Source organism: Delftia deserti (genome assembly GCF_042653485.1).
Taxonomy (GTDB): Bacteria; Pseudomonadota; Gammaproteobacteria; order Burkholderiales; family Burkholderiaceae_C; genus Comamonas; species Comamonas acidovorans.
Map to the genome: position 1 here is coordinate 522018 of NZ_JBHSIH010000001.1, position 13522 is coordinate 535539.

Genomic DNA, 13522 nt, shown 5'->3' on the forward strand with positions numbered 1-13522 from the left:
GCGCCTTTTCAGTCCGTGCCGGCCGAGGACACGATTGCCCAGGCGGCATCCACCTCCTCACGGGTCACGGCGAAGCCCACGCGGCCCTTCAGCTTGAGCAGGTTGGGCTTACCTTCGGCGGTGAAGTCGCCTTCCTCGCCGCCGTCCAGCATCGCCTGCAGGGCGGCCTGGATGGCCTGGGGACGGTCGGCAGAAGGCGCGCCAGCGGTGCCATTCAGCGCGGCCAGTGTCTCTTCGGCGCCGGGGATGTCCACAGGGATGGCGCCACGGGCAATGGCTTCGCGGCGGAAGATGGGCGGGACATCATTGCCTTCGGGGGTGATCACGATCGTGTGACCCGAGGTAAGGCCGATCTGGATGACCTCGTCGGTAGGAGAGCGGAATTTCATGGTTCAGTCCTTCAAAAGGCCCGGCAGCACGCGGCCGCCGGGCAAAAGGGCCCTTACAAGCCCTGGCCACCGAGAAAGAATCAGCGCTGCGTGAAGGCCGAGCGGCCTTGGACGTAGTACTGGATGGAGATGCGGGCCTGGCCGGCTGTGGCCGCAGCGCCGGCCTGAGCCAGCAGGGCCTTGAGGCTTTCCGCGATGGGGTGGCGGAAGCCGGTGATGGTCAGCGCCGTGCGGCCTGCGGTCTTCAGGTCGATGGGAGTGGCCGTGTAGCGGTCGTCGTCGGCCGTGTCGCCCAGCTTCAGCGTGGCGCTCGTGGCCGAGTTCCAGGCGGTCAGCACGGTGACGTCGCCGCCGACCAGGATGGCGCCACCAGGCAGGTCAATGGCGCTTTCCGCCGTGCCGTAGGCCGTGGGGTCGCCGAAGTTGATCAGCAGGCTGGCGGAAATCAGCTCCTGCCGGCCTGCGTTTTTCTTGATAGACATGGGATGCTCCTTTTCAACATCAGGGAGAGGGAAGGAGCGGGGCACACAGGCCCCGCCCTGGGGCCTGCTTACTGCAGGTAGTGGTCAACCGCGATGACGCCGAAGTCCTCGATGCTGTTATCAGCGATGCTGAAGAACTTGGGCTTGAGCAGGCCCATCATCTTGTCGACGTTGATACCTTGCTGATTCTCGTAGTCGAACAGCTTCTCGACCCAGCCAGGCGCACCCAGGTCGCACATGCCCAGGGCCTGCGCGCCGCACAGCAGGGTGCGGGTGCCGTTGACCGTGCCGCCCGAGCCCCACTTCGAGCCGGATGCCGCTCCCTTGGTGTTGTAGACCTTGTTGTGTTCGTGCAGCACCGCGCCGTCCACCGTGACCGTAGCGCCCGTGAACCAGGGCGAGTCGGTGCCTGCCTTGGTAGCCACGGCCACGACCGCACGCTGGTAGTCGGGGTCCTTCTTCAGGGCCGCCAGCGTGCCAGGAGCCACCAGCAGCACGAAATACTGCTTTCCGCCGTCCATCAGGGGACGCACGTAGTGCTCCTTGGCGTAGGCGATCAGGTCCACGATCATCGTGTACTTGGGCACGAACGAGGTGGTGATGGAGCCCGTGTTGGACGCCTGCAGGCTGGTGCCATCCCACATCAGCGAGCGCTTGGACGTCGGCGCGGACACGTCCGCAGCAAAGTCCAGCGTGGGGAACGGCGAGTTGACGCGCGGGGCGCCATTGGGCTTGAAGGCGTAGCTGATGCCCGAGAGGGTCAGGAAAGCCAGCTGGTCGCAGCGATCCGCCAGCCAGTACGCCAGCTTGTCGCGGCCCTGCTCACGGAAGTTGATCACCGAGCCCTGATCCGCCAGCTTGCCTTCGTTGCGCACCGAGTGCGACAGCTGATCAATGGTGATGATCTGGCTGTACGACTGCATGGCCTCTTCATTGCCTTCGCGTTCGTCGTCGCCGATGACGCCGTCCTCCACCAGGTCGGCCACCAGTTGGATGATGGCCTGGTCGCCCTTTTCGGTCTTGGTCAGCTCCTTGATGACCTGGATCATCGCGTTCTGGGTGGTGCCCATGAAGCGCTTGATGAACATCTGGTCGCGGGCTGCGGACCAGACGTCACGCGACCAGACCAGCTTTTGAACGGGGGTGAGCCCTGCGAAATTCGTCTGCATAACATGCTCCAAAGAAGTGTTGAACTGCTCGGGACATGCGCCGCCCTATTGCGAATGCATGGCATTGGGCGGCCAAGAGCGCCAGGCGGTTTACCGTCCTGCCATACAGACGAGAGCACCCGTAAATGGCGCCGGCAGGTGGGTGAGGCCTGCCGGCCCTGGTTTGGCGATCAGTCGCCGCGCAGCCTGCGCTTCTCAGCCTCTGGCAGCTTGTTGAACTGCTCGTCGGTGAGCTGCGCCACGTTGATGCGGCTGGCCTCTGCCCGCTCGCCAACGCCGCCGGACAGAGGTGCGGGCTGGGCCAGTGAGGCCTTGGCGCCGCGCTCTACCGCTGCTGCTTGCCGCAAGTCTGTCTTGGGCTCGCCCTGCGGCAAATCCTTGGACGGGGTATCGCCCTGGCCGGCCGGCGCGAACTTGGGCGCGATGGACTTCACAGCGGCCCGCAGGGCATCGAGCGGGGCCATGCCGCGCGCGATCTTCCCGTCGCGGGCTTCAACGATCAGCAGCAGCGCCTCCTTGCCTTCTTCCGTGTTCAGGTAGGGAAAGGCCTGCAGCGTGGACTGGGACTCTGCTGCCAGCGCATCCGCAGTGGCGCGGGCCTGGTCCTGCTGTCGCTGCTGCTCGACCTCGCGGCGAGCGTCGGCGGCGGCCTGCTCGCGGACGTGAGCATTGATGGCGCGGCGGATGGCAGCGGCCTTCCGGGTATCACCCTCCATCAGCGCCGCACCGTAGGCCTCTTCCTGGGCGTCCTCGTCGAATTCGGCGGCAGGTGCCGGTGCTGCAGCGGGCGCCGGGGCGGGTGCTGCAGGCGGCTGGCCAGCGCGCAGGCGCTCCAGCTCTGCCTCCAGCTCGGCATTGCGCGCGATTGCGGCCTTGCGCTCTTCGTTCACCTGCACGAAGCGGGACTTAGGGATGCCAGGGGGCGGCGCGCCAGGATCTTCGTCGTCGCCGGCCGGTGCAGCAGCAGGCGAGCCAGCACTGCCCTCCCCTTCGCCCTTGTCACTGGCCACCAGGGCCTGCAGCGCTTCGGTGCTCACGCCCGGGTCCACGACATCGCCGCGATCCTCGGGTGTGGCGTTCTCGGGCTCGGCGACGGCTGTACCGCCAGTTTCGGAGCCGTCATCGCCAGCGGGGGCCATGTAGCGGGCCAGGAGCTTCTTGAGCATCGGATTCATGGTGTTTTCCTTCTCGGTGGTAGTGCGTGGTGGTTACTTCTTGTCGGATTCAAGGAGAGCCTCGATCTCGCCCAGCTTCTCCCGGGCCATAGCCATGGCCGCCTTGTAGCGCTTGGGGTCCTTGCGGATCTCTTCGGCCTCGGCCAGGGTGCGCATGTCGTCTTTGGCCTTCCATTCGGCTTCGCTGTCGTCCATGGAGATGCTTTTGACCATGTCGTGCTCCTTCAGGGTTGTTGGGCGCCGTCAGGGCCCGGGGTGCGGATTCCGCGCATCAGGCCAACAGCCGGGTTCGCGGGGGTCAGGGGATCGGTATTGGTGGGCGCACCAGCGGCGGCATCCGCCTCCGGCGCAGGCAGGGCTGGCACACCCGATGGCGGCGCCACGATGGGCGCGGCGTCGTGATCGATCGAGCCCGCAGAGCGCAGGAGCTGGTCGGCTGTGGGCGCCGTGCCAGGCGTAAGCTCCAGAATCTGCGCCGTCTGCACAGCGCTGTAGTAGCCCTCGACGTTGGCATTGACCGTCTCGGCGCCCAGCTTCGTGGTCTGGGCCTCCGTGCGTCCAACTTCTGCCTCGGTGCGGCGGGCCTGAGCGTCGTACAGCCTTGCCTGGGCCTCGGCGCGCGGGTCCACGGGCGGCTGCTGCTGGCCCTCCATGCCGGCCAGGATCTCGTGCTTGTCGGCCAGGCTGCTGTAGCGCAGCACCGTGGCGTCCGGGATGCGGATGCCGGCGTTGCGCATCTCCAGCGCCTGCTGGAACTGGCTGTTCTCGAAGGTGACCTGCATGGGCTGCTCGCTGATCACCACGTCGTACTCGCCCACGGTGACGTCGTTCAGGTATGCGCCTGTGGCCTGGTCGAATTTATTGATCTCCAGCACCTCCTCCTCCGGCTTGCCCGTCATGGGGTCTGTCTCGGTGATGCGGAAGATGCGGTGGCTGTCGTAGTAGCGCTGGATCAGCTTCGTGATCCGGCCGGCCAGCAGGTGGCGGGTGTACGCCAGGTTGTCCAGCGGCACGGCCAGCTGCTGCTGGGAGGCGAACTGCTTGGACTGGATGGCGATGCCTGAAACCTCTGGACCAGCACTGCCGCGCATGGCCTCGGGCACCGTGACGTCCTTGAGGGCGCGGTCGGCGCGGTCGATGATGCGGTCCACGCCTGTTGGCACGGTGTTGGGCTGGATCTTCTGGGGAGCCTTCTTGTTTTCGGCGTACTCGATGACCAAGCCCGTGGTAGCCCCCATGGTCTCCAGCTCCTCGGTGTCCATGTTGGTCAGGGAGTTCTGCTCCACCATCCAGCCGCCATTGGCCGAACTGTTCAGGATGTGCACGAACTGGGAAACGGCCTTGTTGATGACCTCCTGCGGGCCGATGGCGTTGTCCACCATGCCGCGCGTCTTGCCGCGCCGGAAATAGCCGAAGTACGGCACCACGGTGAAGTGGTCGTAGGGGCTGTAGTCGTCGTGCAGCACCTTGCTCCAGGTGCTGGCCGTCCATTTGATCCGGCGGCGCATGCGCTTGGCCTGCACGGCGCCCTGGCGCAGGGCGTCGGCGATGGAGTCCTCTGCCAGCGTATCCACCATCACGACGTCACCGGACATCGGGTAGACCAAGCACTTGGTCAGCTCGTAGACCCACTGCTGGCGGTCGATGATGCGGTAGCGGCGGAAGCCGTGGCCATCCTCCTTGAAGGCGTCGTAGATGCTGCCCTGGCTGAACGTGCCGAACTTGCTGCGCTCGGTCTCGTCGTCGAAGTCGCCGAAATCCGGGCTGCTGTCCTGGCTTTCCTCGACCTTGGTGCGCGCGGCCTTGCCATAGCGCTGCTCGATCTCATCCAGGGTGAGCCAGCGCGTGATGATGACGTCGCCCCACTGGTCGGGGTCGTACGCCTTGGCATCAGGGTCCGGGATGACGTCGCGCGGGTCCAGCGCGGAGATGGCGATCTCTCCCTTGATGTTGCGCTCGAAATCCATGCGCAGCTCGTAATAGCCGCGCTGCTCGACCAGGCCATCCCCGAAGACCTGCGTTTCTACCCAATGCAGCTTGGTCATGTCGGCCACCTGCTTGGCCACCTTCGAAAGGATGGTGGCCACCTCCAGGTCACCCATGGCGCCGCGCGGCTTGTACGCGATGTCCATGCGGTTGTGAATCTGGTAGCCGATGGCCGAATTCACAGACGCCATGATCTCGTTGAACTCGTAGTGCGGCCGGCCCTCGCTGTCCAACAGGGCCTTGTCGGCGGCGCTCCACTGCTCACCGCCGCCCAGGTACATGCCCTCGCAGCGTGCAGCGTTCTCCGTGTATTCGCGGTGCCCACGGTCCTTGCCGTAGAGGTAGCGCGCCCAGTTCTCGCGGGCGACGTCGTCGTTCAGTGCTGTTGCCATGGCTTACGCGGCTTGCGCCGATCCTCGGTTGCGCCGGGAGATGCCCAGGCGGTCGCGCCAGCTCTTGGCGGGCGTTGCGGTGGTGCTGGCGATGGGGCTGGCGAAGGTCAGGAGCAGGGAGTCGGCGCAGTCCGGGCTGGGCAGGCCCCGGCCCTTCATGTCGTCCTTGCTCTCGATCGAAATGCGCATGCGCTTGTCGTAGCCGTACTCGGGAGATGTGAGGTCGGTCTCCAGCTCCGGGTCCGCTGGAAGGCACCCCCCCCTCCTCCAGCCACTCCTTGCCGGCGGCCCAGAGTTCTGAGCGCTTGTTGCAGTAACGGGCCTCGGTCAGTGCCCGCTCGGCAACCTGGACGGCATGGATCAGCCGGCCGAATCCCATCTGGCGCAGCCGGTCGATAACACCCCATCCCATGCCTGTGGCATCGATGAACACGGCATCAGGCTTGAATTCATGGATCTCCAAGGCGACCAGGTCGGCAAGCCGCATGAGGTCGGGCTCGCGCAGCTTGCGCTGGGGCCAGACGTGGTTTCCCTGGCGCCGCGTGAACACCGACTGGTCATCGCCGTGGCGAGCAACGTCAACGCCCAGCACCTTGGCGAAGTCCTGGTAGCCCTCGGCCTTGCGGCGCTGGGCGGCGGCCACCGTGTCCAGCCCGATGAACTGCAGGCTGCCGGCGCGCGGGAACACGCCACGGACGCGCACGCGCACGAAGTCGTGGTCCTCGCCGTAATCGTCGATCCACTTCTGGATCTGGGCCTTGTTGGCCATCTTGGCCGTGCGGCTGTCCACCTGGCGCGTGATCCAGCGGTGCTTGAACTTGCCGAAGCACTGAGCGAACCGGCCCGTGGTCTGGGTGGGGTTGCCGAAGGCCAGCCACATGGCGCCGGGCGTGGTCATGGCGCCCTCGGTCACTTCCCAGATCTTGTCCGCGATCGCCGAGGCCTCGTCGAAGATCACCAGGACGTGCTTTTCGTGGGTGCCGGCGAAGGCCTCGCTGTTGTGCTCGGTCCAGGGGATGGCCGCAGCGAACCAGACCTCGGGATACAGGACGTGATTGAACTTCGTCGCCGACCAGTCGAACCAGTGGGCGTTGATGCTGAGCTTGTGCCACTTCGACAGCTCGCGCCAGGTCTTCGTGGTGAGCTGGGTCTTGGTGTTGGCTGTGACCACCACCTGCGGAAAGTCCCGCGTGCTCATGAACCACAGGATGATCCAGGCCACCAGGCCGGTCTTGCCGATACCGTGGCCGCTGGACACAGCGATCTGGATAGCGGTCTGCACGTCGGCGCCGTCCAGCAGCGCGGCCCGGATCTCTCCCATGACGTCGCACTGCCAGCTGTCGGGTCCGGACTGGTCAGCCAGCGGCGTGCCGGCCTGGCCCCAGGGGAAGGCATAGCGCACGAAGCCCTCGGGGTCGTCGAAGAACGCCCCAATGTCGTCTACCAGCTGCGCCTCAAGCTCTGCCGGGCGCGCCAGCCGCGATTTAGCGGTTTGCAGCTCGGGCGCGGGCATTCAGCAGCCTCTCCAGGAATTCTTGATCGCCAGCCTCGCCGCCACCGCCTTCGTCGCGGATGCCGTAGGCCTGGCGCTCCATGTCCACCAGCTTCTGCAGACCCTCGACCATCATCTTCATGGTCTTGGAGCGCTCAGGCAGGCTGATCACGGCCTCCAGCAGCTCAGCAAATCGGTCGCGGCCGGCCTTCTCGCCAGGAGCCACGACAGCAGCGGCCAGTTCCTGCAGCTTGGCCAGGGTGGCCGGGTCTGTCTGCTGCTCCAGTTCATCCATCAGCCTGTTCATGAGCTGGCGGGCGCGGTGCACGTCGCGGCGGTGGCCCAGGCGGACGTCGGCGACCATCGTGGCGCCCTCGTCAACGATGCGCTTCTCTGGAATCTTGGTGTCAGGCGTAACCTTGCCCGTAACCATGGCCGCCGTAACCATGGCATCCGCCTTCGAGTGGATCTTGACGGACAGGTCCCGAGGAACCCCACGGTCGGTGAAGTGCTTGATGATGGCGGCATGCGAGACCTTCTCGCCTGTCTCTTCGGTGTAGGCGGCTGCGAGCTGGCGAGGACTCAACAGGCCGGCACGCCATCCGGCCTCGATCCGCTCATAGTCCACACGCTTACGCGCAGCCATGCTGGACCTCCGTCATCAACCTCGTGACCGCTTCGCGCGTCGCCTGCATGCTCTCCATGCTTCCCATGGACAGAGACACCACTCCAGCCTGACGGCAGGCCATATCGATCAGGCAGTCTTCTGCGAGGTCGCCTGTGCTCGACCAGAGCAGGCAGCGCCGGACTTTGCGCACAGCCCCCTTCGAAAGCCCAAGCTGCACCGCATACAGCGTCGCCTGGCCGATACCCGCTACGACATGGGTGTAGCCCCTGGTGCCGTCCTTCGCTTCAATGACGCTGGCACTTCCATCGGAGTGATAGGCGACGATGTCAGCCCGGCCGTACTTGAATGGCTGCTCGCAAACGAGGGTGCACAGAGGAGTGAGGGGGATGAGGTCTTCCAGATATCCGCACTCATGCAGTTCGATGAACTGCTGGACCAAGTCCTTTTCGACGCCATGTGGCACTTGCCTTGTGCGGATCAGCTCGGCACGCAGCTCGGCGATGGCTTCGGGAGCCGGGCGGAAGGAGCCGGGGGCTGCGCCCCCTGCGCTGGGGGCTTGGTCGGTAACTGCGGGGGTGGAAGGCATGGCACGGATGATCCCGTGCGCGCGCCAATGGGTCGAACCCTAGCCGGGGGTCGTCTTTACGCAGGAGTCGTACAGCGTTTTCGGAAGGCCATCTGGGAACAAGGCCCGTCGCAACTCCTTGACTGGTGCCTGCACCTCTTCATCCGATGGAGAGATGCGGCACTCGATGACCAAGCCATTGGCGGCTGTGAAAGGGAATACATGCATGTGCCCGCGCGGGTTTTCCCGGAACAGTTGGCCCAATGCCTCCTGAAGCCTGGGTGTGATCTCGTCATCGTTGTGGAATATCTGCGAGATGGAGAACACCAGCTTCTGTGATGCCCAGGCCTTCATGCATGCCTCGTCCAGCTGCTCCAGCTTTTCCTGATCGGTTGCGGTCATGACTTGTTTCCTCTCTGGGTTACTGGACCATCGCTCCCGCCAGCAGGTCCATCTGCGGGCTGGGAACCACCCCGCGCCCTTCCAGCGCCTTGAGCTTGCCCTCCAACTCCTTGATGCGGGCAGACATCTCGCGGCGCTGGGCGGCCTGCTGCAGTTGGATTTCCTGGGCCAGCAGGCCGACGTCGTGCTGCAGCTGCAGGTTGCTGTGCTGCATGGCGTTGCCCTGGAGGCGGATGGCGATGTTGCGCAGTTCGCGGGGCCAAAGCCGCAGCTCCTGGTCGCCGATCTCGATCAGGGTCATTCCGTCTTCCAGGTCGGTGATGGAAACCGGGCGCGGCGCCCCGGGGCCCTTGACCAGCTCATAGACGCCATCGGTGGTCCGCCGCAGGATGCCGTCCTCGCTGATCATCCGGGAGACGTGGTCGTCGATGATGTGGTAGCTCTTGCCAGTCAGCTCCATGAGCCGCTGGCGTGTGATGTTCTGGCCCAGGTGCGCCATCTCCTGAATGTTGTCCCAGATGATTTCGCGTGTGGTGCGTTCGTCGTGCTGTGGCGTGGTGGTGGTCATGGCGTTCTCCGGTAAACTGCGATTGCTCAGGTCACAGGACCGGGATCGCCCGCCTCGCGCGGGCTTTCCTTTTTTCACGGCATGTGCAGGGCTCCCCTGATCTGGCGCATCTGCAGATCGGACCACTGCACGGCGGCCACAGCGATGCCGTTGCGGTCCAGATCGATGAGGCCGTCGAAGACGTGGGCGGCCTGGCGCGCGATCTGCAGCTCTGGCCCGGACAGGCCCACGCGCTTCTTGGCGCGCAGGCGGGCGCATACGGCGGGATAGGTGTTGAGCTGGGCGGCGATGGCTGCCTCTGCTTCGGTGGTCAGGGGCTCGCCGTCTTCCCAGAGCAGGCGGAACATTTGGCTGTAGGTGAAGCCGGTCTCGATCCAGTCCCAAAGATCCGCCACGGTGGCAGTGCCGGTCTCCAGCCGCTGCACCAGGTCGTGATGGGCCACCTTGGCGCTCAGCTTCGTGGTCGGGGCCAGCTTGGCGCGCCAGAATTTCGGCACCACGTCGGGCACGCGGCGCGGCTTGTTGGGGATGTGCTTCATCGCTCGAACCCTCCCATGAAGCTCTCCATGCAGGCCCAGCGCTGGTGCACATCCAGGGCGGGCCAGAGGACTGCCTGGGCGTGGCCCGTCCAGAGGAATGCATCGATGGCGCGCTGCAGTTCACAGAAGCCGGCCTCGTCCATGGCCTCGAAGTCCATGCTCTTGGGAATGGCGTTGGGCTTGCCGTCCAGGCCTGGCACGAAGTCGCAGTGGCCGGCGCCCATCAGCAGCCAGTGGCGCAGCTTCGTGGCGTCGTCGAAGGCCTCGGTCTGGTCCAGCAGGCGGTTGAGCTTCAGGAAGAAGAAGCGGTGGTGCTCCGGGCACCTGGGCAGCCAGAAGGAAAAGCCCAAGGTGTCTCCCGGGGCCAGCTCGGTGATGGCGCGGCGGAACTTGGCGTAGGCGCGCTGCGCGGCCGGGTCCTTGCCGCAGAGCTTGCCCTGCTGGTCTTTGGTGAGGACAAGTTTTGTCATCCGCGCCTCCGGAGCAGGCCATCTGCATACTGCAGCCAACCGAGGATGGCTGCGATGAACAGGAACATGTGGCGATCAGCCCGGTCCCAATGCGTCGGGTCAACGGACCAGGTTGCAAAGGCCACGGTCACGAACGCGCCCGCGAGGCTGATGAGTGTGTGGATCACGAACTTGGTCATTGGGCGGCACTCCTTTCGAGACAGGACTGCTCGGCGGCGCTAGGACCGATGGATGAGGTGATGCTGGCCACGGCCAGCCAGAGGAAGACCGCCAACGCAATCACAGCGGCTGCGCCCAATACAGCCAAACGCCATCCGCTGCGGACCTCTGGTGCCGGCGAGGGCTGATCCAACAGCTTGGCCAGATGGTCTACGCTGGTCTTCGCACTCCAGCCTTGATAGGCCTCCAGCGCCGTTGTGCCTTCTGCCTCATGCTGGAAGGGGCTCGGATATTGGCGGCAGCTGGCGCATAACCACTTCTCCCCGAGACGTAGCAGGCGCGCTTTGCTTGAGCCACGGGCGCGCTCCATGAATCTGAGACGCTGATGGAACCGCCGCCGCTCAATCTTCTCTTCCTGCCGGAAGTGGTCCCACATTTCATAGGCCTCTTCGGGAGTCCGTTCCCATCCGATGGGGGCAAGCATGACGGGCGGCGCACCCAAGCTGATATGGCGTTGGTCCTGTTCCAGCCGCCATAGTTCGACACAGCGCCACAGGCCGCCGATGAGTTGCAGACGCGGCTTCATGACGCCTCCCCATGCTGCTCCAGCAGCCCGTGCTCGACGATGCGCAGCGCGCCGATGGCGGCCGCTAGCGGGATCTGGCCGGCGTACTCGCGCAGGCAGTCGTTCAGGTCCTGGACTAGTTCCTCGATCTGGGGATAGGGCCGGCCGCCAAAGGTGGCGCGCACCAGGTTGTCCGTGGGATTGGTCATGCTTCTTCACTCCAGAGAGGCAGGCGCGCGGGCCAGAGTCCGCGCTGTTGGATCGTGTGGCGGGTGATGCGGCCCCATTCCAGGCCGTAGGCGCGGTGCCCTTCCCTGCCGCCCTCGACCAGCCTGTACTGGTCATAAGCGGAATGGCATCCCTCAATGCCCGGGCGCGTACAGCACAGAGGGAAGCCGGTGCGGTCGTCCGTCTTGAGCGCGAAGCCCTTGCCGAGGTTGAGGTGGGCGTGCTGGCTGTGGCCATGGATGCTGCAGGAGATGCACGGCAGGCTGGCCACGGCGCGGCGGTAAGCCTCGCAGGTCAGGATCTCCTGCTTCGGCACGGCCTGGCCTGTAGCCGAGCCCATGGCCACGGTGCTGGCGCACGCCATGCCGGCTGTGGCGCGGGCGCTGGCCAGGGCGCGGGCCGCACGCTGGGTCAGGCGATCCTCGCGGTCCTGCGCTGGCGCGGCGGCGGGCCGGCGGCCGAAGGGGCGGCGGGCGAGTGCGCTCATGCCCCACCCCCACGGTGAAACCCAGCCTTCAAGCCGTTTCCATCCGATTTCCGTCCGTTTCCACCCCCAGCAGCACCCGCCTCTTTCGGGGCTTCAGCCGCCAGCGCGGCAGCAATGGCGTCACGCTCCTCGCGCAGCATCATCATGTCGAATGTCGCGTGACAGCCCTTGCTCTGTGCGTCGGCCTGCCCGTCCATCCATGCATGGGCGCGCTCCAATGCTTCACGCAGTCGCGAATTCTCTACGCGCACCTGAATCAGCTCCTGGCCCTTCGCACGGATGATGTCGGTCAGGAGATCATCGGTGCGGCCTGGGTGCCACCCAGCGTCTTTCATGGCGTAGTGAAAACTGTAAATGTCAGACTTCCGTTGAGCGCTCTCTTCTTCCAAGCGCCGGCAATCGGAAGCAAGCTGCCGAATTTCATTCGCAGCCGAATTCATCATCTCGTCATCGAAGGTGGTCGCGACATAGTCGCGGGCATACCTTTCCAGGGCGTCAGCCAGCGCCAATTTCTCGGCCAGAGTCTTTCCTTTGCTCATGCCAGCGCTCCCAGCAGATCGCCCTGCTCCGGCACGGGCGCGCTGGCCACGACGCGGGGCGTGATGGTCACGACCAGCTTTCCACCCTCCACGGGCTCGCCGCGCCGGGAGACGATCTCCCAGGCCCAGCCGTCGTCCTCGAACACGATGCCCTTGAGAGCGTCAATCGAGACCTTGGAAGCGTTGTCCAGGTCAATGCACTGCACCGTGTCTTCCCACTCGTGAGGGTCGCGCCGGATGCGGCGGTCCGCGTCCTTCGGCCGATGAGGGTGCAGGGTGATGGCCAGGTTGAAGCGCCCCTTGATTGGAGCCTGGACGCCGGCGGCGCGAGCCAGCCAGCCCACGCGCTCCTTGAAGGCCTTGGCCTCGGCGCTCACATAGGTCAGGGCCATGTGCGTGGTGCCCTTGCGGATCACGCGGGTCTGCCAGTAGCGGTTCGCGCTGATGGGGTACGGGAGAGTGAGGGTGATCATGGATGAGGCTTTCACTCGGTGGCGTTGGTGGTGGCGCGGACGAAGCGCAGCTTTCCGCAGGCGTTGGGTTCAACCAGGCCGTGCCGTCGCAGTGCGCTGAGGTGGGTGCATGCGGCGTTGGCCGAGGCCCAGCCGAAATGCTTGGCGATGGCGTCAGCGGGCGGCAGTTGGTCGTTCTCGGCAAAGAACTCGCGCATGAAAGCCAGCACCTGCAGGCTGCGTTCAGAGGGCTGCTTCATGCGACACCCCGCGCCAGAGCGAAGTGGAAGACGCCGAACTTGTCCGGGCCACGGCCTTCGGGACGGACTTTGCCGGCGCGCACTGCAGCTTCGGCCTGGCCCTGATCGACCGGGCTCTGCAGGCCGGCCTTCACGGCGTAAAAGCCGAAGCCCTCGCGGTAGCGCAGCACGGCGCCGTTCTTGAGCATCTGGATCAGGCCCATGGCTGCTCTTCGGTGGCCAGCTCGTCCTCGCCGGCATTGGCGCGGCTCAGGAAATACGCCAGCGCGGCGTCGGGCGTGGCCGAGTACTGCACCAGCTCGGCCAGCAGCTGCACGGTGGCCTGCTTGCTGCCCACGGGAAAGCGGATGGCGCAGGTGCGCTGCTGGATGAACTCGTAGACGGTGAGCACGTCCACGGGCAGATCCTTGCTCTCCAGCACACGGATGGCGAAGCGGATGCAATGGCCCAGCTCGGTCTCCATGTGGGCGCAGTGCAGCGCGTCCATCACGGGGCCGGGTGTGGCCTGGGCCAGGAGCACGGCGCCCAGGGCGCGCAGCTCGGGACTGTGGATGGGGATGATCATCTCGGGTGGT

At 65.4% G+C, this 13522-nt stretch carries 22 protein-coding genes; all 22 read right to left on the reverse strand.

Translation table 11 applies throughout. The features are described from left to right. Positions 1-8: 8 nt before the first annotated feature. The 22 genes from ACFPFG_RS02550 to ACFPFG_RS02655 all read right to left on the reverse strand — a co-directional run bounded on the left by ACFPFG_RS02550 (position 9) and on the right by ACFPFG_RS02655 (position 13512). Complete coding sequence (locus tag ACFPFG_RS02550; RefSeq protein ID WP_380104859.1) at positions 9-389, reverse strand: hypothetical protein; 381 nt, start codon at positions 387-389, stop codon at positions 9-11. An 80-nt stretch (positions 390-469) separates the two neighbouring features. Continuing rightward, on the reverse strand, positions 470-871 hold the full coding sequence (locus tag ACFPFG_RS02555; RefSeq protein WP_380104861.1) for a hypothetical protein: 402 nt from the start codon (positions 869-871) through the stop codon (positions 470-472). A 68-nt stretch (positions 872-939) separates the two neighbouring features. Next, positions 940-2040, reverse strand: coding sequence for a N4-gp56 family major capsid protein (locus ACFPFG_RS02560; RefSeq protein WP_380104863.1), 1101 nt, complete (start codon positions 2038-2040; stop codon positions 940-942). Between the two features lie 170 nt (positions 2041-2210). Next, positions 2211-3215 (reverse strand): hypothetical protein, encoded by a 1005-nt coding sequence (locus ACFPFG_RS02565; RefSeq protein ID WP_380104865.1) that lies wholly within the window; start codon positions 3213-3215, stop codon positions 2211-2213. Positions 3216-3248: 33 nt separating this feature from the next. Then, positions 3249-3428 carry a hypothetical protein gene (locus ACFPFG_RS02570; protein WP_380104866.1) on the reverse strand — a complete coding sequence of 60 codons (180 nt, stop codon included), beginning with the start codon at positions 3426-3428 and terminating at the stop codon, positions 3249-3251. An 11-nt stretch (positions 3429-3439) separates the two neighbouring features. After that, the gene (locus tag ACFPFG_RS02575) at positions 3440-5581 is read right to left on the reverse strand and encodes a portal protein (RefSeq protein ID WP_380110221.1); all 2142 of its coding nucleotides are present in this window, start codon (positions 5579-5581) and stop codon (positions 3440-3442) included. Then, on the reverse strand, positions 5463-7106 hold the full coding sequence (locus tag ACFPFG_RS02580) for a terminase (protein WP_380104867.1): 1644 nt from the start codon (positions 7104-7106) through the stop codon (positions 5463-5465). The genes ACFPFG_RS02575 and ACFPFG_RS02580 overlap by 119 nt, the downstream gene beginning before the upstream one ends. Then, entirely contained in the window at positions 7078-7731 is a 654-nt protein-coding gene (locus tag ACFPFG_RS02585; protein ID WP_380104869.1) for a hypothetical protein, read from the reverse strand. Before ACFPFG_RS02585 ends, ACFPFG_RS02580 begins: the two co-directional genes overlap by 29 nt. Then, positions 7718-8299, reverse strand: coding sequence for a hypothetical protein (locus tag ACFPFG_RS02590; RefSeq protein ID WP_380104870.1), 582 nt, complete (start codon positions 8297-8299; stop codon positions 7718-7720). Before ACFPFG_RS02590 ends, ACFPFG_RS02585 begins: the two co-directional genes overlap by 14 nt. Before the next feature lie 39 nt (positions 8300-8338). Continuing rightward, positions 8339-8680: a hypothetical protein gene (locus ACFPFG_RS02595; RefSeq protein ID WP_380104871.1), complete on the reverse strand. Its 342-nt coding sequence runs from the start codon at positions 8678-8680 to the stop codon at positions 8339-8341. Positions 8681-8699: 19 nt separating this feature from the next. Beyond that, positions 8700-9248 (reverse strand): hypothetical protein, encoded by a 549-nt coding sequence (locus ACFPFG_RS02600; protein WP_380104872.1) that lies wholly within the window; start codon positions 9246-9248, stop codon positions 8700-8702. A gap of 74 nt (positions 9249-9322) precedes the next feature. Then, the gene (locus ACFPFG_RS02605) at positions 9323-9787 is read right to left on the reverse strand and encodes a hypothetical protein (protein WP_380104874.1); all 465 of its coding nucleotides are present in this window, start codon (positions 9785-9787) and stop codon (positions 9323-9325) included. After that, positions 9784-10257: a hypothetical protein gene (locus ACFPFG_RS02610; RefSeq protein ID WP_380104876.1), complete on the reverse strand. Its 474-nt coding sequence runs from the start codon at positions 10255-10257 to the stop codon at positions 9784-9786. Before ACFPFG_RS02610 ends, ACFPFG_RS02605 begins: the two co-directional genes overlap by 4 nt. Beyond that, the gene (locus ACFPFG_RS02615; RefSeq protein ID WP_380104878.1) at positions 10254-10436 is read right to left on the reverse strand and encodes a hypothetical protein; all 183 of its coding nucleotides are present in this window, start codon (positions 10434-10436) and stop codon (positions 10254-10256) included. The genes ACFPFG_RS02610 and ACFPFG_RS02615 overlap by 4 nt, the downstream gene beginning before the upstream one ends. Continuing rightward, positions 10433-11002 carry a hypothetical protein gene (locus ACFPFG_RS02620; protein WP_380104880.1) on the reverse strand — a complete coding sequence of 190 codons (570 nt, stop codon included), beginning with the start codon at positions 11000-11002 and terminating at the stop codon, positions 10433-10435. Before ACFPFG_RS02620 ends, ACFPFG_RS02615 begins: the two co-directional genes overlap by 4 nt. Then, positions 10999-11190 carry a hypothetical protein gene (locus ACFPFG_RS02625; protein WP_380104882.1) on the reverse strand — a complete coding sequence of 64 codons (192 nt, stop codon included), beginning with the start codon at positions 11188-11190 and terminating at the stop codon, positions 10999-11001. Before ACFPFG_RS02625 ends, ACFPFG_RS02620 begins: the two co-directional genes overlap by 4 nt. Beyond that, a complete protein-coding gene (locus tag ACFPFG_RS02630) occupies positions 11187-11696 on the reverse strand; it encodes a hypothetical protein (protein WP_380104884.1) in 510 nt (169 codons plus the stop codon). Before ACFPFG_RS02630 ends, ACFPFG_RS02625 begins: the two co-directional genes overlap by 4 nt. Then, positions 11693-12235: a hypothetical protein gene (locus tag ACFPFG_RS02635; RefSeq protein WP_380104886.1), complete on the reverse strand. Its 543-nt coding sequence runs from the start codon at positions 12233-12235 to the stop codon at positions 11693-11695. Before ACFPFG_RS02635 ends, ACFPFG_RS02630 begins: the two co-directional genes overlap by 4 nt. Beyond that, positions 12232-12708: a RusA family crossover junction endodeoxyribonuclease gene (locus tag ACFPFG_RS02640; RefSeq protein ID WP_380104888.1), complete on the reverse strand. Its 477-nt coding sequence runs from the start codon at positions 12706-12708 to the stop codon at positions 12232-12234. The genes ACFPFG_RS02635 and ACFPFG_RS02640 overlap by 4 nt, the downstream gene beginning before the upstream one ends. An 11-nt stretch (positions 12709-12719) precedes the next feature. Beyond that, positions 12720-12947: a LexA family protein gene (locus ACFPFG_RS02645; RefSeq protein ID WP_380104890.1), complete on the reverse strand. Its 228-nt coding sequence runs from the start codon at positions 12945-12947 to the stop codon at positions 12720-12722. Next, a complete protein-coding gene (locus ACFPFG_RS02650; RefSeq protein WP_380104892.1) occupies positions 12944-13150 on the reverse strand; it encodes a hypothetical protein in 207 nt (68 codons plus the stop codon). Before ACFPFG_RS02650 ends, ACFPFG_RS02645 begins: the two co-directional genes overlap by 4 nt. Further along, complete coding sequence (locus ACFPFG_RS02655; RefSeq protein WP_380104894.1) at positions 13141-13512, reverse strand: hypothetical protein; 372 nt, start codon at positions 13510-13512, stop codon at positions 13141-13143. Before ACFPFG_RS02655 ends, ACFPFG_RS02650 begins: the two co-directional genes overlap by 10 nt. Positions 13513-13522 lie beyond the last annotated feature (10 nt).